The sequence below is a fragment of the Bacillus sp. ISL-7 genome (genome assembly GCF_018613065.1).
The window spans coordinates 22,334-45,255 of the sequence record NZ_JAGGQW010000028.1; the positions used below are offsets into that span (position 1 = coordinate 22,334).

Annotated in this window: 23 protein-coding genes and 1 pseudogene; 22 read left to right on the plus strand and 2 right to left on the minus strand. The window is 43.8% G+C overall.

Annotated elements, in window-relative coordinates:
- The first annotated feature begins 47 nt into the window (after positions 1-47).
- Positions 48-1,643 carry a CTP synthase gene (locus tag J7E66_RS08710; RefSeq protein WP_214999258.1) on the plus strand — a complete coding sequence of 532 codons (1,596 nt, stop codon included), beginning with the start codon at positions 48-50 and terminating at the stop codon, positions 1,641-1,643.
- A 364-nt stretch (positions 1,644-2,007) separates the two neighbouring features.
- Here J7E66_RS08710 and J7E66_RS08715 read toward each other — a convergent pair whose 3' ends face one another.
- Positions 2,008-2,514: a DUF2529 domain-containing protein gene (locus J7E66_RS08715; protein ID WP_214999260.1), complete on the minus strand. Its 507-nt coding sequence runs from the start codon at positions 2,512-2,514 to the stop codon at positions 2,008-2,010.
- 171 nt (positions 2,515-2,685) lie between these two features.
- Here J7E66_RS08715 and J7E66_RS08720 point away from each other — a divergent pair, with 171 nt between their 5' ends.
- The 11 genes and pseudogenes from J7E66_RS08720 to prmC all read left to right on the plus strand — a co-directional run bounded on the left by J7E66_RS08720 (position 2,686) and on the right by prmC (position 12,809).
- Complete coding sequence (locus J7E66_RS08720; protein WP_066248710.1) at positions 2,686-3,057, plus strand: response regulator; 372 nt, start codon at positions 2,686-2,688, stop codon at positions 3,055-3,057.
- Between the two features lie 248 nt (positions 3,058-3,305).
- Positions 3,306-4,163, plus strand: coding sequence for a class II fructose-bisphosphate aldolase (locus J7E66_RS08725; RefSeq protein ID WP_214999262.1), 858 nt, complete (start codon positions 3,306-3,308; stop codon positions 4,161-4,163).
- A gap of 107 nt (positions 4,164-4,270) precedes the next feature.
- Positions 4,271-4,448 (plus strand): annotated as a pseudogene (locus J7E66_RS08730) (fructose-6-phosphate aldolase); the annotation flags it as partial.
- A 182-nt stretch (positions 4,449-4,630) separates the two neighbouring features.
- Positions 4,631-5,917 (plus strand): UDP-N-acetylglucosamine 1-carboxyvinyltransferase, encoded by a 1,287-nt coding sequence (locus tag J7E66_RS08735; protein ID WP_168241299.1) that lies wholly within the window; start codon positions 4,631-4,633, stop codon positions 5,915-5,917.
- Between the two features lie 109 nt (positions 5,918-6,026).
- Positions 6,027-6,989, plus strand: a complete 963-nt coding sequence (gene glpX / locus J7E66_RS08740; protein ID WP_088090225.1) for a class II fructose-bisphosphatase — start codon at positions 6,027-6,029, stop codon at positions 6,987-6,989.
- Positions 6,990-7,293: 304 nt separating this feature from the next.
- A complete protein-coding gene (gene rho / locus J7E66_RS08745; RefSeq protein WP_088090224.1) occupies positions 7,294-8,559 on the plus strand; it encodes a transcription termination factor Rho in 1,266 nt (421 codons plus the stop codon).
- A gap of 241 nt (positions 8,560-8,800) precedes the next feature.
- Positions 8,801-9,016 carry a 50S ribosomal protein L31 gene (gene rpmE / locus J7E66_RS08750; RefSeq protein WP_088090223.1) on the plus strand — a complete coding sequence of 72 codons (216 nt, stop codon included), beginning with the start codon at positions 8,801-8,803 and terminating at the stop codon, positions 9,014-9,016.
- A gap of 108 nt (positions 9,017-9,124) precedes the next feature.
- Entirely contained in the window at positions 9,125-9,724 is a 600-nt protein-coding gene (locus J7E66_RS08755; protein WP_214999330.1) for a thymidine kinase, read from the plus strand.
- Between the two features lie 338 nt (positions 9,725-10,062).
- Positions 10,063-10,575, plus strand: coding sequence for a hypothetical protein (locus J7E66_RS08760; protein ID WP_214999264.1), 513 nt, complete (start codon positions 10,063-10,065; stop codon positions 10,573-10,575).
- A gap of 181 nt (positions 10,576-10,756) precedes the next feature.
- Positions 10,757-11,830 (plus strand): peptide chain release factor 1, encoded by a 1,074-nt coding sequence (gene prfA / locus J7E66_RS08765; RefSeq protein WP_214999266.1) that lies wholly within the window; start codon positions 10,757-10,759, stop codon positions 11,828-11,830.
- A complete protein-coding gene (prmC, locus tag J7E66_RS08770) occupies positions 11,823-12,809 on the plus strand; it encodes a peptide chain release factor N(5)-glutamine methyltransferase (RefSeq protein ID WP_214999268.1) in 987 nt (328 codons plus the stop codon). Before prfA ends, prmC begins: the two co-directional genes overlap by 8 nt.
- A 71-nt stretch (positions 12,810-12,880) precedes the next feature.
- Here prmC and J7E66_RS08775 read toward each other — a convergent pair whose 3' ends face one another.
- The gene (locus J7E66_RS08775) at positions 12,881-13,090 is read right to left on the minus strand and encodes a hypothetical protein (RefSeq protein ID WP_214999270.1); all 210 of its coding nucleotides are present in this window, start codon (positions 13,088-13,090) and stop codon (positions 12,881-12,883) included.
- A 680-nt stretch (positions 13,091-13,770) separates the two neighbouring features.
- Here J7E66_RS08775 and spoIIR point away from each other — a divergent pair.
- The 10 genes from spoIIR to J7E66_RS08825 all read left to right on the plus strand — a co-directional run bounded on the left by spoIIR (position 13,771) and on the right by J7E66_RS08825 (position 22,876).
- Positions 13,771-14,682 carry a stage II sporulation protein R gene (gene spoIIR, locus J7E66_RS08780; RefSeq protein WP_214999272.1) on the plus strand — a complete coding sequence of 304 codons (912 nt, stop codon included), beginning with the start codon at positions 13,771-13,773 and terminating at the stop codon, positions 14,680-14,682.
- Positions 14,683-14,843: 161 nt separating this feature from the next.
- On the plus strand, positions 14,844-15,290 hold the full coding sequence (locus J7E66_RS08785) for a GNAT family N-acetyltransferase (RefSeq protein ID WP_214999274.1): 447 nt from the start codon (positions 14,844-14,846) through the stop codon (positions 15,288-15,290).
- Between the two features lie 184 nt (positions 15,291-15,474).
- Positions 15,475-16,518, plus strand: coding sequence for an L-threonylcarbamoyladenylate synthase (locus J7E66_RS08790; RefSeq protein WP_214999276.1), 1,044 nt, complete (start codon positions 15,475-15,477; stop codon positions 16,516-16,518).
- Between the two features lie 282 nt (positions 16,519-16,800).
- Complete coding sequence (locus tag J7E66_RS08795; protein WP_214999278.1) at positions 16,801-17,358, plus strand: manganese efflux pump MntP; 558 nt, start codon at positions 16,801-16,803, stop codon at positions 17,356-17,358.
- Positions 17,359-17,444: 86 nt separating this feature from the next.
- Positions 17,445-17,882 (plus strand): low molecular weight protein arginine phosphatase, encoded by a 438-nt coding sequence (locus J7E66_RS08800; RefSeq protein ID WP_214999280.1) that lies wholly within the window; start codon positions 17,445-17,447, stop codon positions 17,880-17,882.
- Positions 17,883-18,053: 171 nt separating this feature from the next.
- Positions 18,054-18,500, plus strand: a complete 447-nt coding sequence (rpiB, locus tag J7E66_RS08805) for a ribose 5-phosphate isomerase B (protein WP_214999281.1) — start codon at positions 18,054-18,056, stop codon at positions 18,498-18,500.
- Between the two features lie 48 nt (positions 18,501-18,548).
- A complete protein-coding gene (locus J7E66_RS08810) occupies positions 18,549-19,115 on the plus strand; it encodes a TIGR01440 family protein (protein WP_214999283.1) in 567 nt (188 codons plus the stop codon).
- A gap of 266 nt (positions 19,116-19,381) precedes the next feature.
- Positions 19,382-20,623, plus strand: coding sequence for a serine hydroxymethyltransferase (glyA, locus tag J7E66_RS08815; protein WP_214712009.1), 1,242 nt, complete (start codon positions 19,382-19,384; stop codon positions 20,621-20,623).
- 142 nt (positions 20,624-20,765) lie between these two features.
- Positions 20,766-21,395, plus strand: coding sequence for a uracil phosphoribosyltransferase (gene upp / locus J7E66_RS08820; protein WP_168241286.1), 630 nt, complete (start codon positions 20,766-20,768; stop codon positions 21,393-21,395).
- Between the two features lie 461 nt (positions 21,396-21,856).
- Entirely contained in the window at positions 21,857-22,876 is a 1,020-nt protein-coding gene (locus J7E66_RS08825) for a nuclease-related domain-containing protein (protein WP_214999285.1), read from the plus strand.
- The last annotated feature ends 46 nt before the right edge of the window (positions 22,877-22,922 follow it).

Genomic DNA, 22,922 nt, shown 5'->3' on the forward strand with positions numbered 1-22,922 from the left:
TAAACAAACTGAATAATGTACAAACTGTATAAGAGGGGGAAATATTTATGACAAAATATATTTTTGTAACTGGTGGTGTGGTTTCATCACTGGGAAAAGGAATTACAGCAGCATCTTTAGGACGCTTATTGAAAAATCGGGGCGTGAATGTAACCATTCAAAAATTCGACCCATACATTAACGTTGACCCTGGAACAATGAGTCCGTACCAGCACGGTGAAGTATTCGTTACCGGTGATGGCGCTGAAACAGATTTGGACTTAGGTCACTATGAGCGTTTTATTGACATTAACTTAAACAAGTACAGCAACGTAACAACAGGAAAAATTTATTCGACGGTTTTACGGAAAGAGCGCCGCGGTGATTATTTGGGTGCAACCGTACAGGTTATTCCGCATATCACCAATGAAATTAAGGAGCGCTGCTTCCGCGCCGGTAAAGAAACGAATGCCGATGTCGTGATTACGGAGATCGGCGGAACGGTAGGCGATATTGAATCACTCCCATTCCTTGAGGCAATTCGCCAAATCAAGAGCGATATCGGCTCGGAAAATGTGATGTACATTCACTGTACGCTGATTCCGTATATTAAAGCAGCGGGTGAAATGAAAACCAAGCCGACCCAGCACAGTGTGAAAGAGCTGCGCAGCCTTGGAATTCAGCCAAACATTATTGTCGTGCGGACGGAAATGCCGGTTTCACAGGATATGAAGGATAAAATTGCCTTGTTCTGTGATATTGATGCAAAAGCTGTAATCGAATGTCGCGATGCCGATACACTTTATTCGATTCCACTAGCGCTTCAAGATCAAAATATGGACCAAATCGTCTGCGATCATTTGAAATTAGTTACGAACGAAGCAGATATGACGGAGTGGAAAGCACTCGTTGACCGCGTCATCAACCTTTCGAATAAGACGCGCATTGGTCTTGTCGGAAAATATGTGGAGCTTCAGGATGCTTATATTTCTGTAGTTGAAGCGATGAAACATGCGGGTTATGCGTTTGATACCGATGTTGAAATTAAATGGATTAATGCCGAAGAGGTTACACGTGAAAATGTGGCTGAGTTATTGAATGATGTCGACGGTGTCCTTGTTCCGGGCGGCTTTGGTGACCGCGGGATTGAAGGGAAAATTGAAGCGACGCGCTATGCTCGTGAACAGAAGAAGCCTTTCCTTGGTATTTGTTTAGGAATGCAGCTGGCAACGATTGAATTTGCCCGCAATGTGCTTGGACTTCAAGGTGCGCATTCTGCAGAATTTGATGCGGATACAGCTCATCCGATTATCGATTTGCTTCCAGAGCAGAAGGATGTTGAGGATTTAGGCGGCACGTTGCGTTTAGGTCTTTATCCTGCGCGTATTGTTGAGGGCTCGAAGGCGTTTGAAGCGTATAACGAAGAGGTTATTTATGAGCGTCACCGCCATCGTTATGAGTTTAACAATCATTATCGTCAAGACATGGAAGCTCGCGGCTTTGTGTTCTCTGGGACTAGCCCGGACGGCCGTTTAGTGGAGATTGTCGAATTGAAGGACCATCCATGGTTTGTAGCTTCGCAGTTCCATCCGGAATTCGTCTCTAGACCAACACGTCCGCAGCCCTTGTTCCGTGACTTTATTAAAGCAACAATTCAAAAATAAGTTTTGTGGTCAGGACCAGTTTAGTTTGCTGGTCCTGTTTTTTTATCTTTGGGTTTTTATAAAAAGGGTATTTGTGTCAGGTTATACAAAGGTGATTTTTATAAAAAGGTAACTTGCAGTGAAATATATATAGGGAATTTTTGTAAAAATGGTATTAACATCATGTGGGTAGTTTCCATATATTGTCTAATTGTACAAAACTACTTCAAAATGGCACAAAACCCTTTGGAAATGGCACAAAAGCTTGCCAAAAAGCACAAAACCACCCAAAAATGGTACAAAAGCCCAAAGCCTATAATTTTGACCTCTTAACCCCCCGGGAAATAATCAAGTGCAATAAAAAAACAGGGTTATTCACCCCGTTTTACTCCTCATATTCTGCTAAAATCTCCTCAATCGTAAATTTCAAGCCGAAATAAACGAATAATGCTGCCATTGATGATGGATATCCATAGCGATTTCCAAAATCATCGGGGAGGAGGCCTTTCGTCAGCCTCAAATCGATATGGAGATCAGCCAACTCTTGCAATTTTCCACCCTCCGTTACAGCCGTGGAAACAGCCACAAAAGGTATCATCTTTTCCTGAAGTTGAGCGGCCACCTCCATAGCGTCTTCATCACTTGAATACCGCGAGAAAATCAGCACCCGATCCGAGTCAGTTAGCTCTCCCACGTGCTCAAACACCTTTGCGCCCTTTAATGGTTCGGCACCCTCTAAAGCTTCAAACTCAACCGCCTTCATTTCCTTCGTGGCAAAAATATATATCGGCCCTTGCGCAAGCAAGCGGGCACCATCTTCAAAGGAATATTCCTCTTTTTCCTCAATCCGCTTCAATAGACCGGTTAATTGAGTAGTAAACATTTTTAACATAAAAACCCTCCTATTCACCCTCTTATTATAAGCATTTTTATGCCACTGCAAAAATAAAAGAAAAATATCAAAATTTCTGCAGGAGAATTTCTCTTTCAGCGAGAAATATAACAAGTGAGAGATATAGGGGATAATAAAAAAGTAATTTAAAAATAAGGAAGAGGTGGAGTTATGAAAGAGAAAATTTTAATTGTTGATGATCAGTTTGGCATTCGAATCCTGCTAAATGAAGTGTTTCAAAAAGAAGGGTATCAGACCTTTCAGGCTGCCAATGGCATTCAGGCCCTTGAAATTGTAACAAAGCATGACCCCGACCTTGTCCTATTGGATATGAAAATTCCTGGAATGGACGGAATCGAGATTTTAAAAAGAATGAAAGTAATCGATCCTGACATACGCGTCATTATCATGACAGCTTATGGCGAGTTGGATATGATTCAAGAAGCGAAGGACCTTGGAGCAATTACTCATTTTGCCAAGCCTTTTGACATTGATGATATTCGTGCAGCCGTTCGAAAACACATCCCTCAAAAGATGAATTAACGTCATTTTTTTATAAAAAACATAAGAACTCTGGGAAAAGTTAAATGGACGCGCTTTCATTATGAAAGTTTATAAAACTCTGTCTTTTTAATGGCATTTCGAACCTTGGTTTGATATGATACATATGAACTTTTTACTGTTTGGTTATCTTTTTCAAGTAATACATAATCCGTAAAATTGAGGGAAAACCTTAATATGGAAGGCTCATTTTTGAAAAAGATAGCGACCTAAACTAAGGAGGAAGAGAAATGCCATTAGTTTCAATGAAAGAAATGCTCATCAAAGCAAAAGCAGAAGGATATGCGGTTGGGCAATTTAACTTAAATAACCTAGAATTTACACAAGCCATTCTTCAAGCTGCACAAGCTGAAAATTCACCGGTTATCCTTGGGGTATCTGAAGGTGCTGCCCGTTATATGTCCGGCTTCAAAACCGTTGTAAAAATGGTTGAAGGCTTAATGGAAGACTTGAAAGTGACAGTACCAGTGGCCATTCACCTTGACCACGGTTCAAGCTTTGAAAAATGTAAAGAAGCGATTGATGCAGGCTTCACATCTGTTATGATCGATGCTTCTCACCACCCATTTGAAGAAAATATCGAAATTACTTCTAAAGTAGTTGACTTTGCTCATTCAAAAGGTGTTTCTGTTGAAGCGGAACTAGGAACTGTTGGCGGCCAAGAAGACGATGTTATCGCTGAAGGCGTCATTTACGCAGATCCAAAAGAATGTGAAGAACTTGTAAAACGCACAGGTATCGACTGCCTTGCACCTGCATTAGGTTCTGTTCACGGTCCATACAAAGGCGAACCAAACCTTGGTTTTGCTGAGATGGAAGAAATCGGCAAGATTACTGGTCTTCCATTAGTCCTTCACGGCGGAACTGGTATCCCATTAAAGGATATCCAAAAATCTGTTTCACTTGGAACAGCCAAAATCAACGTGAACACAGAAAATCAAATCGCATCTGCAAAAGCTGTTCGTGAATCATTAGCTGCTAAACCTGAAGAATACGATCCACGTAAATATTTAGGACCAGCTCGTGATGCCATCAAAGAAACCGTTATTGGCAAAATTCGTGAATTCGGTTCTTCAGGCAAAGCGTAAGACAATTTTAAAAAACGGAACAATGTCGTTTTTATATTTGTTCCAATTATGATAAAATGAAACCGTCCTTACCAAAGGGCGGTTTCAGTCTGTAAAGAAAACTGAAAATTGAATCAGAAATCATTGCAGCCTCCATTCGTAATCCAGTTCACGTGACAGAAGCCGCGTTAAGAGGCGCTCATATTGCAACTATTCCATACAAAGTATTAATGGGATTATTCCATCATCCATAATAAGGGCATTGAAGGCTTCCTAACAGACTGGAAAGCTCGTACAGAGGCATAAATTTCCAGTTTTATGAAAAAATTTTCATTACCATACATGAAAATAGAATTTTGGTGTAAACTAAAGGATAGACAAACTGTCGGATTTTGACTTTTCATGATGGAAAAATATACCTATAGCCTCATTCAGTAATAAGCGGATGCGTACCGATTGACTTACAAGGGCTTAGAAGGGAGTCGAAAATGGAAAAACTTAAAATTGCGGGTGGTTATCCGTTAAAGGGAACTGTACGGATCAGCGGGGCAAAAAACAGTGCCGTCGCGTTAATTCCTGCAACAATTTTAGCGGAATCACCAGTGACAATTGAGGGATTGCCGGACATTTCAGATGTTGAAATCTTGAAGGACCTTCTTGAAGAAATCGGCGGAAATGTTCAGCTCTCTGACAACGATATGACGGTCGACCCATCTACGATGATTTCCATGCCCCTGCCAAACGGGAAAGTAAAAAAGCTCCGTGCTTCTTATTACTTAATGGGTGCGATGCTCGGCCGGTTTAAAAAGGCGGTAATTGGCTTACCTGGCGGCTGCCATTTAGGACCAAGACCGATTGATCAGCATATTAAAGGTTTCGAAGCACTTGGGGCCCAAATCACCAATGAACAAGGGGCGATTTATTTACGGGCGGACGAGCTTCGAGGCGCACGGATTTATCTCGACGTCGTCAGTGTGGGAGCAACGATTAATATCATGTTGGCGGCTGTTCGGGCCAAAGGCCGGACGGTGATTGAAAATGCGGCGAAAGAGCCAGAAATCATTGATGTGGCGACGCTGCTAACAAGTATGGGTGCGAAAATTAAAGGCGCAGGAACCGACGTGATCCGCATCGATGGTGTGGAATCACTCCATGGCTGCCGCCACACCATTATTCCGGACCGAATTGAAGCTGGCACGTATATGATTTTAGGCGCAGCAGTGGGCGAAGGCGTGTTAATTGATAACGTCATCCCGCAGCATTTAGAATCATTAATTGCCAAACTGCGCGAAATGGGTGTTCGTGTCGAATCCGGCGATGATCAAGTGTTTGTTGACGGATCAACAAAATTAAAGGCTGTCGATATTAAAACGCTTGTTTATCCTGGGTTTCCTACCGATTTACAGCAACCGTTTACAACACTCCTGACAAAAGCTGCCGGCTCAAGTGTTGTGACAGACACGATTTACGGTGCCCGCTTTAAGCATATCGATGAACTTAGAAGAATGAACGCCAATATTAAGGTGGAAGGACGCTCAGCCATCATAAATGGCCCGATTCAGCTTCAAGGTGCCAAAGTGAAGGCAAGCGACCTCAGGGCAGGAGCCGCTCTTGTCATTGCCGGATTGATTGCCGAAGGAATTACTGAAGTAACCGGTCTTGAACATATCGACCGCGGCTATAGTGACCTTGTAGGAAAACTAAACGGACTCGGTGCAACCATTTGGCGGGAAGCGTTGACAAAAGAAGAAGTAGAACAGATGAAAAACACATAGAAAAGCGGAAGCGCCTTGCCAAGGGGTGACATTAGCCGCAGAGCGCTGTAGCCTAGACAGAAAGCAAAGTTCGGGAGATAAACAAAAGACATAGGGGAGATGGAGACCGATGGAAAGAAGTTTAACGATGGAGCTTGTCCGTGTCACAGAAGCGGCAGCACTAGCTTCAGCCCGTTGGATGGGCCGTGGGAAAAAAGATGAGGCCGATGGTGCAGCTACTTCTGCCATGCGCGATGTGTTTGACACCGTGCCAATGAAGGGTACAGTTGTCATTGGTGAAGGGGAAATGGATGAAGCACCAATGCTTTATATTGGTGAAAAACTTGGGACAGGCTACGGACCACGCGTCGATGTTGCCGTTGACCCGCTCGAAGGTACCAATATTTTAGCATCAGGCGGCTGGAATGCTTTAGCGGTTCTTGCGATTGCTGATCATGGCAACCTTCTTCATGCTCCTGATATGTACATGGAAAAAATCGCGGTTGGGCCCGAAGCAGTCGGACATATTGATATCAATGCGTCTGTTCTGGACAACTTAAAGGCCGTTGCCAAAGCGAAAAATAAAGATATCGAGGATGTCGTCGCGACTGTTTTAAATCGTGAGCGCCATGAGCATATCATTGCCCAGCTTCGTGAAGCAGGGGCAAGAATCAAGTTAATTAATGATGGTGACGTGGCAGGTGCCATTAATACGGCATTCGACAATACCGGTGTGGATATTCTCTTTGGTTCTGGCGGTGCTCCTGAAGGCGTTCTGTCTGCTGTTGCCTTAAAATGTCTTGGCGGCGAAATCATCGGTAAACTATTGCCGCAAAATGATGCGGAGCTTGAGCGCTGCATCAAGATGGGCCTCGATGTCAATCGCGTCCTGCGGATGGAGGACCTTGTCAAAGGCGATGACGCCATTTTTGCTGCGACAGGGATTACCGACGGAGAATTGCTGCGCGGTGTTCAATTCAAAGGATCCTACGGTTCGACCCACTCAATCGTTATGCGTGCCAAATCAGGCACCGTCCGCTTTGTCGAAGGTCGTCATAGTTTAAAGAAAAAACCTAATTTAGTGATTAAATAGGCGATGCCCCGTGAAGGGTGCCTGACACCAGTGCGTGTCAGGCACCCTTCATGGCATCACCTCTCCTAAATTAAAAAACTCCTATTACACTCGATTAGGAATTTTCAACGAACTCCTTCACAGAAAAAATTCCCAATGAATGAAAATAGAAAATTTAGTTGATTAATTTTTTGCATAGAGGGTAAAATAGTAATTGTTTTTATTCATTTTTCTGCAATTCTATTCATTTCTTACTACTTCTATTTCAATTCCTCAACTCTCTTAATTATTATCTGATTGAAAAAAATAAAAGTGTGGTGCACAAATGGACTTAACAATTTCAAGTTTAGAAAATATGAAGCTGAAGGAGCTTTATGAGCTTGCTCGCGAATATAAAGTGACCTATTACAGCAAATTAACAAAAAAAGAATTAATTTTTGCCATCCTGAAATCTCGTGCGGAACAGCAGGGGTATTTCTTTATGGAAGGCGTCTTGGAAATCATCCAATCAGAAGGATTTGGATTCTTACGACCAATTAACTACTCGCCAAGCTCAGAGGATATCTATATTTCTGCTTCGCAAATCCGCCGCTTCGACCTTCGTAATGGGGATAAAGTTTCCGGTAAAGTACGACCTCCAAAGGAAAACGAGCGTTATTATGGACTATTGCACGTAGAGGCTGTTAACGGGGAAGATCCGGAATCAGCGAAAGAACGGGTGTACTTCCCGGGCCTCACACCATTATATCCAAACAGACAGATGAAATTAGAAACGACACAAAAACATCTATCGACAAGGATTATGGATGTTGTGGCACCGGTTGGTTTTGGGCAGCGTGGCTTAATCGTCGCTCCGCCAAAGGCTGGTAAAACAATGCTGTTAAAAGAAATTGCGAACAGCATTACAACGAACCACCCTGAAGTGGAATTAATCATGCTGTTAATCGATGAACGCCCGGAAGAAGTGACCGACATCGAGCGTTCGGTTGCCGGTGACGTCGTCAGTTCGACGTTTGACGAAGTACCTGAAAATCATATTAAAGTAGCGGAGTTGGTGCTTGACCGCGCGATGCGTTTAGTCGAGCACAAACGCGATGTCGTGATTCTGATGGATAGTATTACGCGTCTGGCTCGTGCATACAATCTTGTAATTCCGCCAAGCGGAAGAACGCTTTCTGGTGGTATTGACCCAGCAGCCTTCCACCGTCCAAAGCGTTTCTTCGGGGCAGCCCGTAATATCGAAGAGGGCGGCAGTTTGACGATTCTTGCGACGGCTTTAGTCGATACAGGCTCACGGATGGATGACGTGATTTATGAGGAATTTAAAGGGACAGGTAATATGGAACTGCACCTTGACCGTCAGCTGGCTGAACGCCGTATTTTCCCTGCGCTTGATATCCGTCGTTCGGGAACGCGTAAGGAAGAGCTGTTGATTCCGAAGGATCATTTGGATAAATTATGGGCGATCAGAAAATCGATGTCAGATTCACCAGATTTTGCGGAACGCTTCTTGAAAAAATTAAGACAAACTAAATCGAATGAGGAATTCTTCGCGCAACTAGGGGAAGAGCTGAAATCTAGACGTTCGTAGTCGATGCGGTGAAGCGGTCAAATTAAGCCGGTCCTAGTCAATTAGGTATCGGACAACCCTGGTAAAGGGGGGCATGATGGGTTCCTTTTTAAAAAAGAAACCAATAAATCCCAACTTGCCAAATTTGGTTTGCCTTGTTATAATGGGTGCAGTGTGTGTTAAGTAAATTGGTGCTTGGTGTTAGACAAGCACATTATATAACTCTGTTTCGAATGATTCAGGGCGGAAGGAGATGAAAAGAATGAAAGCAGGAATTCATCCAAATTATAAAATGGTACAGGTGACTTGTGCATGCGGAAACACTTTTGAAACTGGTTCAGTGAAGAAAGAAATTCGCGTTGAAACTTGTTCAGAATGTCATCCATTCTATACTGGTCGTCAAAAATTCGCTGAAGCTGGCGGACGTGTTGACCGTTTCAACAAGAAATACGGCATCAAGAGCCAACAGCAACAATAATTGTAAAAAGTACAGGCAAGCAGCAATTTACTTGCCTGTTTTTTATTTTAATAAAATTCAAATAATTGATAGATATTTAAGGATTTGCTTGGAAGGAGACGCCGTTTTATGTATTTAATGAAGCAAAGCGGATGGGTTGAGGTTATCTGTGGCAGTATGTTTTCTGGGAAATCGGAGGAATTGATTCGCCGCGTTAGACGTGCTCAGTTCGCCAAACAAAAGATAGCTGTTTTTAAGCCGAAAATTGATAATCGCTATCACGATCAATCTGTCGTTTCTCATAATGGATCTTCTTTTGATGCGAAGCCAATTACTCATTCGATTGAGATTCTTCACCATGTGGAAGCGGATATGGATATTATTGCCATTGATGAGGTTCAGTTTTTTGATGAGGGGATTCTCAGGGTTGTTCAGCAGCTGGCTGACAGAGGCCATCGGGTGGTTTGTGCGGGTCTTGATATGGATTTCCGCGGTGAGCCGTTCGGGCAGATGCCTGCGTTGATGGCGATTGCTGAATCGGTGACGAAGCTGCAGGCGGTCTGTTCTGTTTGTGGTTCGCCTTCAAGTCGGACGCAGCGTCTGATTGATGGACGTCCAGCCTCTTACCATGACCCAGTGATTTTAGTGGGTGCCTCCGAAGCGTACGAGCCCCGCTGCCGTCATCATCACGAAGTCCCAAAAACGGCGTCCTATACCGTTCATGCATAGAGCAAGAAGGTACAAATGAATGTCAGGCTTGGTTGAGTTTACATAATTAGTGCCTGACACCATTGGAAAAACTGTCTGAGAAGGGATTCTCAGGCAGTTTTTTTGTTTGATTAGGGGGAAATTTGCGGTTTGGCGGAATGTTTGGTAGTTCGGCGGAATAAACTTTGAGTTCGGCGGAATTCCGGGGAGTCTGGCGGAATCACTTTGGAAGTTGGCGGAATCCGACCCAGTTTTAGCGGAATCACTTGTGGGACCGCAAAATCCGCCCCCGGACTTGGAAAGAATTCACTCGACCTATTGCTGCCGTGACCGGGCATGATAGTAATGGGGGGTGTAAGATGCAAAAATTTATGTTGTTTCTCTCATTAAGTATGTTGTTTTTAGTAAGCGGCTGTGACGGAAATCGGGGTGGGAATCATGGGAATGAAGAGGCGTATGACCTACGGAGTGACCAATCCAAACCTAATTATATATCCAATCGGGGCAATGACCGCAACACGCCGACAAATATATCGGATCGGGGCAAGAATAAGCAGCATATGGTCGAAGATGATATCACCAATCAAAATCCGAACTTCCTTGACCTGAAGGGGACAGGAAGCGGCAGCGAAGCTGGTGCGAATAATCAAGGCAACGATATCCAAAAAGCTAAGCAGGTTATCGCGGATTCCGATGAGTTTACGGCCGATTCCATCTGGATCAACGGCGACCGGATGTGGGTATCTGTTTATAAAAAAGGAATGCAGTCTGAGCGGGGAAAAATTAATGCCGAAGCACGACTCCATAAGAAACTAATCCAGGCCTTGCCGCGTTATAAAATGGAAGTACGTGTCAAAGAAGATCGAAGGTAGCATGCTCTGATTATCAGGGCATGTTTTTTCTACGGCTGTAGCTTGAGTTCCTTTTTAAAAAAAGGATTTTGACCTGAAAAATCACCCCGTGAAAAAATTTCCCCTTAATTTGGTTTTGACGGTTGTTTTCACCTATACTATAATTAGAATGTTATGGACAAAAAATTGAGGTGAATAGACCGTGTTTGATCGTCTTCAATCGGTGGAAGATCGTTATGATAAGTTGAATGAACTTTTGAGCGACCCACAAATTATTAATGATTCAAAGAAACTTCGTGAATATTCAAAAGAACAATCTGATATACAAGAAACTGTACTAACGTATCGTGAATATAAAGAGGCACGCGAACAGCTTCAGGATGCCAAGGCGATGCTTGATGAGAAGCTGGATGCGGATATGCGCGAAATGGTGAAGGAAGAAGTTAATGAGCTGGAAGCGCAAATCGTTGAGTTAGAAGCTAAGATGAAACTATTGTTGATTCCAAAGGATCCGAATGATGACAAGAATGTTATCTTTGAAATCCGGGGGGCAGCGGGCGGAGACGAAGCGGCCTTGTTTGCTGGGAATTTATATCGCATGTACAGCCGTTATGCGGAAGCGCAGGGCTGGAAGACGGAAATGATTGATGCGAACCCGACTGGTCTTGGTGGTTATAAGGAAATTAGTTTTATGATTAACGGCCAGGGTGCTTATTCGAAGTTGAAGTATGAGAACGGCGCACACCGTGTGCAGCGTGTTCCGGAGACGGAGTCAAGCGGCCGGATTCATACGTCGACGGCGACGGTTGTCTGTTTGCCGGAAGCGGAAGAATTAGAAGTGGAAATTAACGATAAAGATATCCGTTTTGATGCGTTTGCGTCAAGTGGCGCCGGCGGACAGTCCGTTAACACGACGATGTCAGCGGTTCGGTTAACGCATATTCCAACTGGGATCGTGGTTTCGATTCAGGATGAGAAATCGCAGCACAAGAATAAAGATAAAGCGATGAAGGTTTTACGGGCACGAATTTATGATAAGTATCAACAGGAAGCGCAGGCGGAGTATGATTCTGTCCGTAAATCTGCGGTTGGTACGGGGGACCGTTCGGAGCGGATTCGTACGTATAACTTCCCGCAAAACCGGGTGACGGACCACCGCATCGGCTTGACGATTCAAAAGCTCGATCAAATTTTAGAAGGCAAGCTCGATGATGTCATCGATGCGTTGATTATGGATGATCAAGCGCGCAGGCTGGAAAGTGCCTCTAATGAGTAAAAAAGTCTATGAAGCTCTCCAATGGGCTTCTTCTTTTTTAGTTTCAGCGCGTCGTGATGAGAATGCCGGGGAGCTTTTACTTCGCCATTTCACCGGAATGTCGCGGGCGCAGTTGTTTGCGAATATGCGTGATGAGTTAGCGCCGGGCGTGTGGGAAATCTTTGAAAAAGCGGTTGGTGAACACGTGAAGGGTGTGCCGGTCCAATATATCATCGGCACGGAGGAGTTTTACGGGCGGCCGTTTATCGTCAATGAAGAGGTTCTGATCCCGAGGCCGGAAACGGAAGAACTTGTCTATGGTGCACTTCAACGGATCAAGCGGCTGTTCAGTGGAGAGCAGGTTATCAGGTTAGCGGATATCGGGACCGGGAGCGGCGCCATCGCGATTACCATGAAGCTGGAAGAAGCGGAACTTAGGGTGTCAGGCACCAATAGTACCATCAAGCTAGGGGAAATGGTGTCAGGCACCAATAGTCCTATCAAGCCGTTGGAAATGGTGTCAGGTACCAATTCTCCTATCGAGCCAGTGTTATTGGTGTCAGGCACTGATATTGCGGAGGTGTCGCTGGCTGTGGCGCGGGAGAATGCGGCCCGGCTTGGGGCTGAGGTGGAGTTTGTTCAGGGGGATTTGCTTGGCCCGTTTATCGAGAGCGGGGCTCGGTTTGATGTGATCCTCTCGAATCCACCGTATATTCCGGTCGGTGATATGACGGCGATGTCGGAGGTTGTGACGGAGCATGAGCCGCACCGGGCCTTGTTTGCGGGGGCGGATGGCTTGGATTTTTACCGCCGCTTTATGGTCGAGCTGCCGCAAGTACTGGAGAAGCGTGCACTGGTTGGGTTTGAAATTGGGGCCGGTCAGGGCGAAGCGGTAGCGGAGCTTTTTCAAAAAGCGTTTGCCAATGCGAAGGTAGAGATTGTGAATGATTTGAATGGCAAGGACCGGATGGTGTTTGCGGAGATCGGCTTCGGGGCTTAGGTTCCATTGATGTGGCGAAAACTATAATGAAAACTATAAAAAAGCTCAGAGTATGTTGGCTCTGAGCTTTTTTATAGTTCCGTTAGATAGGATGTCATTTCTTTTATTTTGGAGTTATTACGGGAACTGGAAAATTGGAATACGTTACAAAATGCATATTTCTTTTTGTTTTCTACGATTTGGGTACCGTTAACTGAGCCGTGATAGCCGTGGGTGATAATAGTGTTAAGCTGCAGTTCGGTTACTTTATTATTTTGGTTTTGTTTGAGGATTTCGATCACTTTTTCTTTTCCTTGGATCTGATGTTGACCGATGATATTCCAGTGAAAATCGTCGGTGATATTCTCTGATAGAAAGCGAGGTCATTCTGTGCAAAGGATATGTTGAATTTTTTAAGAAATGCTTTTTTGGGTGCGTTGCCGCAATCGTCGGGGCAAATTACTTTTAGGTCCACGTATTCAGATTTTGAATGATCCATTTTTTACACTCCATTTTCAGTAGATTAATTTTTAATTCGATAATGACGCCAATAGGGGCGATTGGATGCAATTTATAGATTTTTATCGAAAAAGTGATGCCAATAAGCCTGATTGGATGCAATTTATAGATTTTTATCGAAAAAGTGATGCCAATAAGCCTGATTGGATGTAATTTATAGAGTTTTTACCGAAAAAATGATGCCAATAAGCCTGATTGGATGCAATTTATAGAGTTTTTATCGAAAAAATGATGCCAATAATCCTGATTGGATGCAATTTCAGCACCTTTTATCTGAAAATAGTGTCCAATGAGCAAATAACCATTCGCAGGACAGACCATCCTCTTATTTAAACATTCATTTAGATTTTACCCTCTTGAGTGGAGGCACATGCAATCGTTTCTTTGAAAAATATCAAAATTTAATAGTTTAAGATTCTGGCATTTTGTCCAAAATGAAGGTATCGAAGGGACGGTGCTAGAATTGAAAAGTAAAGTGATTGTTTGGGGATATCTAATCGTTTTGTCTTTAGGGACGATGTTGAGTTTATATATGCCGAAGACGGAAGCCGCGTCGAAAGAATCGATTGTGATTCCTGGTGAAGCGATTCGGCTTAGGATTCTTGCGAATAGTGATTTTGAAGAAGATCAGGCCATTAAACGGAAAGTGCGCGATGCGGTGAATGCGCAGATTACCCTGTGGGTTCAGGATTTAACGTCAATGGAAAAAGCAAGAACGGTCATCAAGTCGAAGCTTCCTGAGATTCAAGCGATTTCGGAACAAGTGGTCCGCGACCAAGGGTCTGATCAATCGGTGAAGGTGGAGTTTGGCAAGGTTCAGTTTCCGACGAAATTATATGGTCAATTTTTATATCCTGCCGGAGAATATCAAGCGATTTTGATTACGCTCGGGAGCGGGGAAGGCGCGAACTGGTGGTGTGTGCTTTACCCGCCATTATGCTTCCTTGATTTTTCAAATGGTGTAGCTGTCAGTGATGGCTTTGAAGGAGAGAAAAAGGCGAAAGCAAAAACAGTGGCACCTGCTAAATCGGAGGAAAAGGTTGAAAAGGCAAAAACGGTGGCAACGGTTGAAAGGGTAAAAGAAGAAGCAAGCTCAGTTGAGGATAAGAAAGAGGTTGCGGTTAAGGTAGAAAAAGAGGTTGAGGTAAAGAGTGAAAAAGAGGAAAAAGCCGCAACTGTGGACGAAGAAGAAATGAAGAAGCCGGAGAGGCTGATTGAAAAAGATGCACCGGTGTTCAATGAGATAATGGTTGAGGTTGATGATGAGCCAGTGAAGTTGGCTAAAAAGGATGCACCCGTGTACACTGCTGAAGATGAAAAGCCGGTGGAAGTGAAGTTTTTCGTCGTAGAGATGTGGGAGAAGATGTTTAATTAGACCAGGTCCAGCAATGGGGCTGGTTTTTTGTGTGGAAAAATTCGGCGAGGCTGTGGTCGTTTCTTCAATAAAATTTTACTAGATTCCCAAATCTAGCGGTTCTATTTGTTCTAACTCATCCATATTCATAGAGTAGAATCTTAAAAAAAGAGGTGGAAGCGATGCAGGCATTGATTCGCAGAGCAAATAAACAAGACTTGGGCAGTTTACGAGCGTTTTTATCCAGAGCCAATCTGGGGACGGATGGACTAACAGATGAAACGATTGACTATTTTTTGCTGCTAGAGAATGAGGAGGGCACCTTAAAGGGTTCGCTTGGCATGGAGGCCTTCACGGAGTTCGGGCTCTTGCGCTCACTCGTTGTGACACCTGGACAAGCTGAAAAGGAAATCTTCGTTCTTTTTGATCAAATGGTGCAATTAGCGAAAGAAAAAGGGATGAAAGGTTTGTTTTTGGCAACAAATAAGAGCGTGGCCTTACCGTTTTTCGAAATATTGGGCTTCCAGAGGATTGATCGGGAGGATATACCCAGCGAATTTTATCAATCTGAACATATTCGACACGTTTTAAATGTGGATAACTCAATATTTTTAAAATTTTCACTATAATTGTGGATATATCCACAAAGTTATCCACTTTTTCAAGGAAGTTGTGCACAATTTGTGGATAACGCTTGTATTTATGCCCACCTTCTTTTATACTTTCAAACGTATTGAGCTAAAAATATGAGTCTAGGTGACTAAATTCGCCAAATTTCGCTAATAGACTCATTCGAGATAAAGGTGGATAACTATGAACACAAAGGTCTGGAAAGTGGATAAGTATGTGGATAATCTTGAAAATAATCCACAAGTTGTGGATGCAGCGAATTTTTTACGGGATAACGAAGTGGTTGCCCTGCCGACAGAGACGGTTTATGGTCTTGGCGGGAACGCGGAAAGTGATCTGGCGGTTGGGAAGATTTTTGCAGCCAAAGGAAGGCCGAGTGATAATCCACTAATTATCCACATCGCTGAAAAAAAGCAGCTGAGCACGTTTGTAACTGAGGTTCCTGACAAGGCTGAAGTGTTGATGGATGCGTTTTGGCCGGGACCACTGACGATTATTTTTAAAAAGAAAGAAGGCGTCCTAGCGGAAACAGCCACGGCGGGATTGTCGACGGTTGCGGTAAGGATGCCGGACCACCCTGTCGCACTGGCATTGTTGAAAAGTTGTGGACTGCCGATTGCTGCCCCGAGCGCCAACAGTTCGGGCAAACCAAGTCCAACTAAGGCCCAACATGTCATGGACGATTTAAATGGGAAAATTGCTGGTGTGATCGACGGCGGCGCAACAGGAATTGGCGTGGAATCAACGGTCATCGATTGCACCGAAGCGATTCCGGTTATCTTAAGACCGGGCGGGGTAACGAAGGAGCAGATTGAGGCTGTGCTCGGTGAAGTACGTGTCGATGCCGCGTTAACAGACGAGGAGGCTCGGCCGAAAGCCCCAGGCATGAAATACCAACACTACGCCCCGAATGCACCGCTATTTATGGTGTCAGGCACCACGAAATTTCTCCAGCGTCTAATAGAAGAAAAACGGATGGAGGGATTGCGGGTCGGGGTGCTGACAACGGAAGAGCAGGCGGATGTGTATGAAGCGGATGTGGTGCTAGCTTGCGGGAAGCGGGCAGAACTTACGACCGTTGCCGCGGCGCTTTATGATACGCTGCGAAAATTTAATCTAGAAAAGGTCGATGTCATTTACAGTGAGATCTTTCCGAACGAAGGTGTCGGAAATGCAATAATGAACCGCCTTCAGAAAGCCGCTGGAAATAAACTAATCGCTGATTAAACACTAGGTTCTCCTGTGAGGGGACCTGGTGTTTTTTTTCGGTGTCAGGCACTAATTTTGGGTGTAGTGTAGTAGTCTGAATTTTTTTGGTGGATTTTTCGGTGTCAGGCACCAATTAAATGTGGCCGCAAACACCATTATGTAACAAATTTTGGAATTAGAAACGTGGAAGAAGCGGTATAATAGACGAAAGCGGCCAATATTCCATTTCCCCAACATGACTTCTAAATTAGTTTGGACGTGCATATGCTAGGGTAGTTAGTCCAAGGAGGCGGGGTCCGAATGTCTGAAATGATTGGCGAAATAGTAACTCTTATGTTAATGGCGTTTGCACTAGGGATGGATGCATTTTCAGTCGGACTTGGCATGGGGATGTACAAACTTCGGCTCAAGAAAATTTTTAATATTGGCATCATGATCGGTTTGTTCCATGTATGGATGCCGCTGCTTGGCTTAATTGCTGGGAAATTTTTATCAGATAAATTTGGTACCTTTGCGACCTTTATCGGCGGTTTTCTGCTGATTTTACTCGGTGTGCAAATGGTTTGGTCCACCCTCAAAAAGAGCGATGAGAAGGTTATTTCCCCAATTGGTTTCGGCTTGCTGCTCTTTGCCTTGAGTGTGAGTCTGGATAGTTTTTCCGTAGGGCTTACCTTAGGCATTTATGGTGCGAAGACGATTATGGTTATTTTGTGTTTTGGAATCATGGCAACCATCCAAACATGGGCGGGACTGCTGCTTGGCCGCAAGATGCAGGGCTGGGTCGGGTCATATAGTGAGGCACTTGGAGGAGCTATTTTACTGGCCTTTGGCTTAAAGCTGCTCGCTCCCTTCTTTTAACGGGCGGGATCGGCCAACCTTTTCGAATCCCTAACTTAATTATGATAAAATAAATTACATAAGAATCTTGTAAGGAGGCAAACACATTGCAGCGCATTTTGTTTGTATGTACAGGAAATACGTGCAGGAGTCCAATGGCAGAAGCGATTTTGAAAAATAAAGCGGTCGACGAGATCGAAGTAAGGTCGGCAGGAATTTATGCTGCGAACGGCAGTGAGGCATCGCCACATGCAAAAAGGGTGTTGGAGGACAATGGGATTGTGCACAATCACCGTTCCAGTTTGTTAACGAGTGATGAAGTCGAATGGGCCGACCTCATCCTAACGATGACATCCTCACATAAGTTGGCCATTCTGCAGCAATACCCTCATGAGGGTCAGAAGGTATATACCTTAAAGGAATACAGCGGGGAAGGCTTCAATCATGATGTCGTCGACCCGTACGGCGGACCGCTCGCCATGTACGAAGAAACCTTTCGTGAACTAAATGGATTAATTGATAAAACAATTGGAAAACTAAAGTGACAGATGCTCTCTTTTCGAAGAGGGCTTTTATTTTTTGATTGAAACTTTATATTTTTGTGGCAGTATGTCAAAATTAATCAGGAGAGCAAAGCCCCTTTTCGTGACGGACACTAGTGGCGAGGAGCTGGGGCTAGTCTGTAAAAGATAAATAGAATAGAGGAGGTTTTTCACATGAAAGTGGCACTAGCATCAGACCATGGCGGAGTGAATCTTCGCAAGGAAATTGCGCAATTACTTAACGAACTGGGGATTGAATTTGAGGACTTTGGCTGTGACTGTGAAACATCGGTTGATTATCCAGATTACGCGCTGCCAGTTGCTGAGAAAGTGGCGAGCGGCGAGTTTGACCGCGGGATTCTGATTTGCGGAACGGGAATTGGCATGAGTATTGCTGCTAATAAAGTGAAAGGGATTCGCTGTGCCTTGGTCCATGATACGTTTAGCGCCAAAGCAACTCGGGCTCATAATGATTCAAACATCATAACGATGGGTGAACGCGTCATTGGCCCTGGCCTTGCTCGAGATATAGCTGAGATCTGGCTGACGGGTGAATTTAAAGGCGGTCGTCATGCGAACAGGATAGGAAAAATTGGTGAATACGAGGACAAACACCTCTAATTTAGCTCGGGCTGGACTGGAAATCTTTTTTAGGGGAGGTCAAGGCATATGATTCAAACGTGTGAACAAGAACTGGAAGCGATTTTAACGGAATTCAAAGAGCAGGGTGCGTTAAGACAAGGGCAGCTGTTAGTGGTCGGCTGCAGTACGAGTGAGGTAATTGGGGAGCGAATTGGCACCTCTGGCACGGTTGAAGTGGCGGAAATGATTTACCGCTGTTTGAAAAACCTTCAGGCGGAGACGGGGATCGCGCTTGCCTTCCAATGTTGCGAGCATTTAAACCGGGCCTTGGTGGTCGAACGTGCGGTTGCGGAGGAAAGGCGGTTCGATGAAGTTTCGGTTGTCCCTGTCCGAAAGGCAGGCGGGGCGATGGCGACTTACGCGTTTGGAGCGATGGATGACGCGGTTTTAGTGGAATTCGTGAAGGCGGATGCCGGGATTGATATCGGCAACACACTCATCGGGATGCACTTAAAACATGTCGCCGTTCCAGTCCGCGTGAAGCAAAAAAGCATCGGGCAGGCCCATGTAACACTCGCCAAAGTACGCCCGAAACTGATCGGCGGCGCAAGAGCCGTATACGAACGGAATCAGGAAAACACGAGCTGCTCTTAATAAACTTGGGTGTCAGGCACCATCATTAAAGTTTTTTATATTCTGGTAAATTTTGATGCATTATGCTAAAACACGAATGTTTATGTGATAAAAATTAATTTCGTTCGGAAAATAACGTACTGACGTATAAAGATGTTCACTTTAGGTATAAAATATAATTAAAAACCGAAAAATGTTTCTCTTTTAATTTAAGGGTGTTTCTGCTAAAATAAAAAAGAATTTTCGAAAAGTATCTAATTTATTTACATATAAGGGGGATTTTTGTCATGAAGCATTTGCCACAAGCTGATGAACAGGTTTTTCAAGCGATTCAAAAAGAATTAGGTCGTCAACGTTCAAAAATCGAATTAATTGCCTCAGAAAACTTTGTAAGTGAAGCAGTTATGGAAGCCCAGGGGTCCGTTTTAACGAACAAATATGCAGAAGGCTATCCTGGCCGACGCTATTACGGCGGCTGTGAATATGTTGATATCGTCGAAGACTTAGCCCGCAACCGCGCAAAGGAAATCTTCGGAGCGGAATACGTGAACGTGCAGCCTCACTCAGGTGCACAAGCTAATATGGCGGTTTACTTCACAGTTCTAGAGCAAGGTGACACCGTGCTTGGCATGAATTTATCCCACGGCGGCCACTTAACACACGGCAGCCCAGTTAACTTCAGTGGTGTTCAATATAATTTTGTTGAATATGGTGTGGACCAAGAAACGCACCGCATCAATTATGATGATGTGCGTGCAAAAGCACTCGAGCACAAGCCGAAAATGATTGTTGCTGGTGCTAGTGCCTACCCGCGTGCAATTGACTTTGCAAAGTTCCGTGAGATTGCCGATGAAGTCGGTGCATACCTCATGGTGGATATGGCGCACATCGCTGGACTTGTTGCAGCAGGCTTGCATCAAAACCCAGTACCGTACGCTGATTTTGTTACCACAACTACGCATAAAACATTACGCGGTCCACGCGGCGGAATGATCCTTTGCAAAGAGGAATTCGGCAAGAAAATTGATAAATCGATCTTCCCAGGAATTCAAGGCGGTCCACTAATGCATGTCATTGCTGCAAAAGCTGTTGCGTTTGGTGAAGCATTACAGGAAAGCTTCAAAGAATATGCTGGTCAGATTATCACGAACGCTCAGCGCTTAGCTGAAAGTCTTCAAAAAGAAGGCTTGAAGTTAGTATCCGGCGGAACGGACAACCACCTCTTGTTAGTGGACGTAACGACGCTTGGATTAACTGGCAAGGTTGCTGAAAAGGTCCTTGATGAGGTTGGCATCACGGTTAACAAAAACACAATTCCATTTGACCCGCAAAGTCCGTTTGTAACAAGCGGTGTCCGTATCGGTACGGCAGCAGTGACAAGCCGTGGCTTTGTTGAAGCAGATATGGACGAGATCGCTTCAATTATCGCGTTTACCTTGAAGAACCATGAAGATGAGGCGAAACTTGAAGAAGCTCAAGGTCGTGTCGAAGCATTAACAAGCAAATTTACTCTTTATCCTGAATATTAAGCAACAGAAAATCGGCCTATCGTAGGCCGATTTTTTTTGAAAAATCTAACTAGTTGAAAGTGCTGAATTCTATTTGCTCATTGCCTTTTTTTTCTGTAAAATGAGACGAAGTGTTTATAATTTAAAATAAGGAGCGATGATTATGGCCAAGGTATTCGTTTTCGACCATCCACTCATTCAACATAAACTAACATACATACGTGATAAAAACACAGGAACAAAGGAGTTCCGCGAGCTTGTCGATGAAGTCGCGACGCTTATGGCGTTTGAAATTACCAGAGATATGCAGCTTGAGGATATCGATATCGAAACACCTGTCTGCCCAGCGAAATCCAAGGTTCTATCCGGTAAGAAAATCGGGATTGTGCCCATTTTGCGTGCAGGAATCGGAATGGTTGATGGCATCTTAAAATTAATCCCAGCTGCGAAAGTGGGCCATATCGGTTTATACCGCGACCCTGAAACCTTGATGCCGGTTGAGTATTATATTAAGCTCCCAAGTGATGTGGAAGAGCGTGATTTCATTGTGGTTGATCCGATGCTTGCAACAGGCGGTTCGGCGATTGAAGCAATTCGCTCCTTGAAGAAGCGCGGCGCGAAACATATCAAATTTATGTGTTTAATTGCAGCACCAGAAGGCGTGGAAGCAGTAAAGTCAGCCCACCCGGACGTGGATATCTATATCGCTGCTTTGGATGAGAAATTAAATGACCACGGCTACATCGTCCCAGGCCTTGGTGATGCAGGAGATCGGTTGTTTGGAACGAAATAGGATACCGTTTGAAATAAAGTCGAGCTTATTCGGCTTTTTTTTTTGTTGGTTTTATTAAAAATAGGTCATTTTTTGGAAAAATAATGAGAAAATGAAAAATCTGTACTGAAACCCATTTATTTTTTTTAAAAGGGGGTCCATTTTTGGGGGAATTTGTCTATTAGCACAAAACACCTTGAAAATGGCACAAAACCTCTTAGAAATGGCACAAAACTCTAGAAATCGCCACAAAACCTGCCCAAAATGGCACAAAACCACCGAGAATTGGCACAAAACTTCAACGAGAACAATTTTAAACTTGAATAAAGAACAAAAATCAATAACAAGAACCGAAATAGACCTAAAAAGTGAACGGCAAAAAGACTATTTTTCACTAAAAAGATATAATTTGCTTAATTTTTAAGCAGGATATCTAATCTTTTAATAGAAATTACCACTGAATATAAAAAGAGGTGATGTATATGGTCGTTTTAGAACTGAAGTTACCAATTCAAGCTTACCAATGTATGGCGATACTCCGCAGGGTATCGAAAAATCATCCAATCAGACCGACTGTCGAACGCGATTTAAGATCGTGGCTGAAGGGATACTACGGCGAGAAGGAATGCAGCTACTATCTTTCGCTTTTGCCCGAAGAACAATATTACATTTTTCATGGCCTGCGGCTAACTGACAAGAAGACATTCCAAATTGATTTAGTGATACTTTCACAGAATTATATCTTCCTGGCAGAAGTCAAAAATCTATCGAAGAAATTGATTTTTAACAAGGAAACCAATCATGTAACCAAGGAATTTAATAATGAAGAAGAGGGCATTTCGAATCCAATGCTTCAGGTGAAAAGGCAGAAACTGCAATTCGTAAATTGGCTCAGAAAGATGCAAATGCAGGGTTTGCCAATTGAAAAAGTGGTAATCATCAGTAAACCGACGACTAAAGTGGAAACAACTCCTGACAATCAGCAAATTTTCAATGAGTTGATTTATGCCGAGTCACTTCTGGACAAAGTGGAAGAGCTTGAAATGAAGTACCAAAAACCCGTGTTTAGCAAAAGAAAAACCAGTCAATTAGTGGACCTCCTTTTAGCCCTCCATCAAACTCCTATTCCTGATATTCTTCAAACTTACAAATTATCAAAAGACGACATTATAACTGGAGTGTTATGTCCTAAGTGTCAAAACGTCACGATGGACTATTATTCAGCAAATTGGCACTGTCCTAATTGCCTGTTAATCTCAAAAACGGCTCATTTTCCAACTGTAGATGATTATTTTCTCTTGATTGGACCGATGATTACGAGGAAGCAGTTTGCTGAGTTTACACATATTAAATCCACCTTTGTAGCAGGGAAACAACTAAGGGCGCTTAACCTCACGTCTAATGGATCTAAACGAGGAACAAAATACACACTTCCGAAAAATCAACTCCTGTGCCCACTCGATGAAAAGGAAATCAACGCATACACGATTCCCACCAGGTAAAAAGGAAATCAACGCAAACACAATTCCCACCAGGTAAAAAGGAAAT

Excerpts from the sequence above, each read along its gene's own strand:
- J7E66_RS08710 (WP_214999258.1), top strand. The coding sequence starts at position 48 with ATGACAAAATATATTTTTGTAACTGGTGGTGTGGTTTCATCACTGGGA.
- J7E66_RS08715 (WP_214999260.1), bottom strand. The coding sequence starts at position 2,514 with ATGTTAAAAATGTTTACTACTCAATTAACCGGTCTATTGAAGCGGATT.
- J7E66_RS08720 (WP_066248710.1), top strand. The coding sequence starts at position 2,686 with ATGAAAGAGAAAATTTTAATTGTTGATGATCAGTTTGGCATTCGAATC.
- J7E66_RS08725 (WP_214999262.1), top strand. The coding sequence starts at position 3,306 with ATGCCATTAGTTTCAATGAAAGAAATGCTCATCAAAGCAAAAGCAGAA.
- J7E66_RS08735 (WP_168241299.1), top strand. The coding sequence starts at position 4,631 with ATGGAAAAACTTAAAATTGCGGGTGGTTATCCGTTAAAGGGAACTGTA.
- glpX (WP_088090225.1), top strand. The coding sequence starts at position 6,027 with ATGGAAAGAAGTTTAACGATGGAGCTTGTCCGTGTCACAGAAGCGGCA.
- rho (WP_088090224.1), top strand. The coding sequence starts at position 7,294 with ATGGACTTAACAATTTCAAGTTTAGAAAATATGAAGCTGAAGGAGCTT.
- rpmE (WP_088090223.1), top strand. The coding sequence starts at position 8,801 with ATGAAAGCAGGAATTCATCCAAATTATAAAATGGTACAGGTGACTTGT.
- J7E66_RS08755 (WP_214999330.1), top strand. The coding sequence starts at position 9,125 with ATGTATTTAATGAAGCAAAGCGGATGGGTTGAGGTTATCTGTGGCAGT.
- J7E66_RS08760 (WP_214999264.1), top strand. The coding sequence starts at position 10,063 with ATGCAAAAATTTATGTTGTTTCTCTCATTAAGTATGTTGTTTTTAGTA.
- prmC (WP_214999268.1), top strand. The coding sequence starts at position 11,823 with ATGAGTAAAAAAGTCTATGAAGCTCTCCAATGGGCTTCTTCTTTTTTA.
- J7E66_RS08785 (WP_214999274.1), top strand. The coding sequence starts at position 14,844 with ATGCAGGCATTGATTCGCAGAGCAAATAAACAAGACTTGGGCAGTTTA.
- J7E66_RS08790 (WP_214999276.1), top strand. The coding sequence starts at position 15,475 with ATGAACACAAAGGTCTGGAAAGTGGATAAGTATGTGGATAATCTTGAA.
- J7E66_RS08795 (WP_214999278.1), top strand. The coding sequence starts at position 16,801 with ATGTCTGAAATGATTGGCGAAATAGTAACTCTTATGTTAATGGCGTTT.
- rpiB (WP_214999281.1), top strand. The coding sequence starts at position 18,054 with ATGAAAGTGGCACTAGCATCAGACCATGGCGGAGTGAATCTTCGCAAG.
- J7E66_RS08810 (WP_214999283.1), top strand. The coding sequence starts at position 18,549 with ATGATTCAAACGTGTGAACAAGAACTGGAAGCGATTTTAACGGAATTC.
- glyA (WP_214712009.1), top strand. The coding sequence starts at position 19,382 with ATGAAGCATTTGCCACAAGCTGATGAACAGGTTTTTCAAGCGATTCAA.
- upp (WP_168241286.1), top strand. The coding sequence starts at position 20,766 with ATGGCCAAGGTATTCGTTTTCGACCATCCACTCATTCAACATAAACTA.
- J7E66_RS08825 (WP_214999285.1), top strand. The coding sequence starts at position 21,857 with ATGGTCGTTTTAGAACTGAAGTTACCAATTCAAGCTTACCAATGTATG.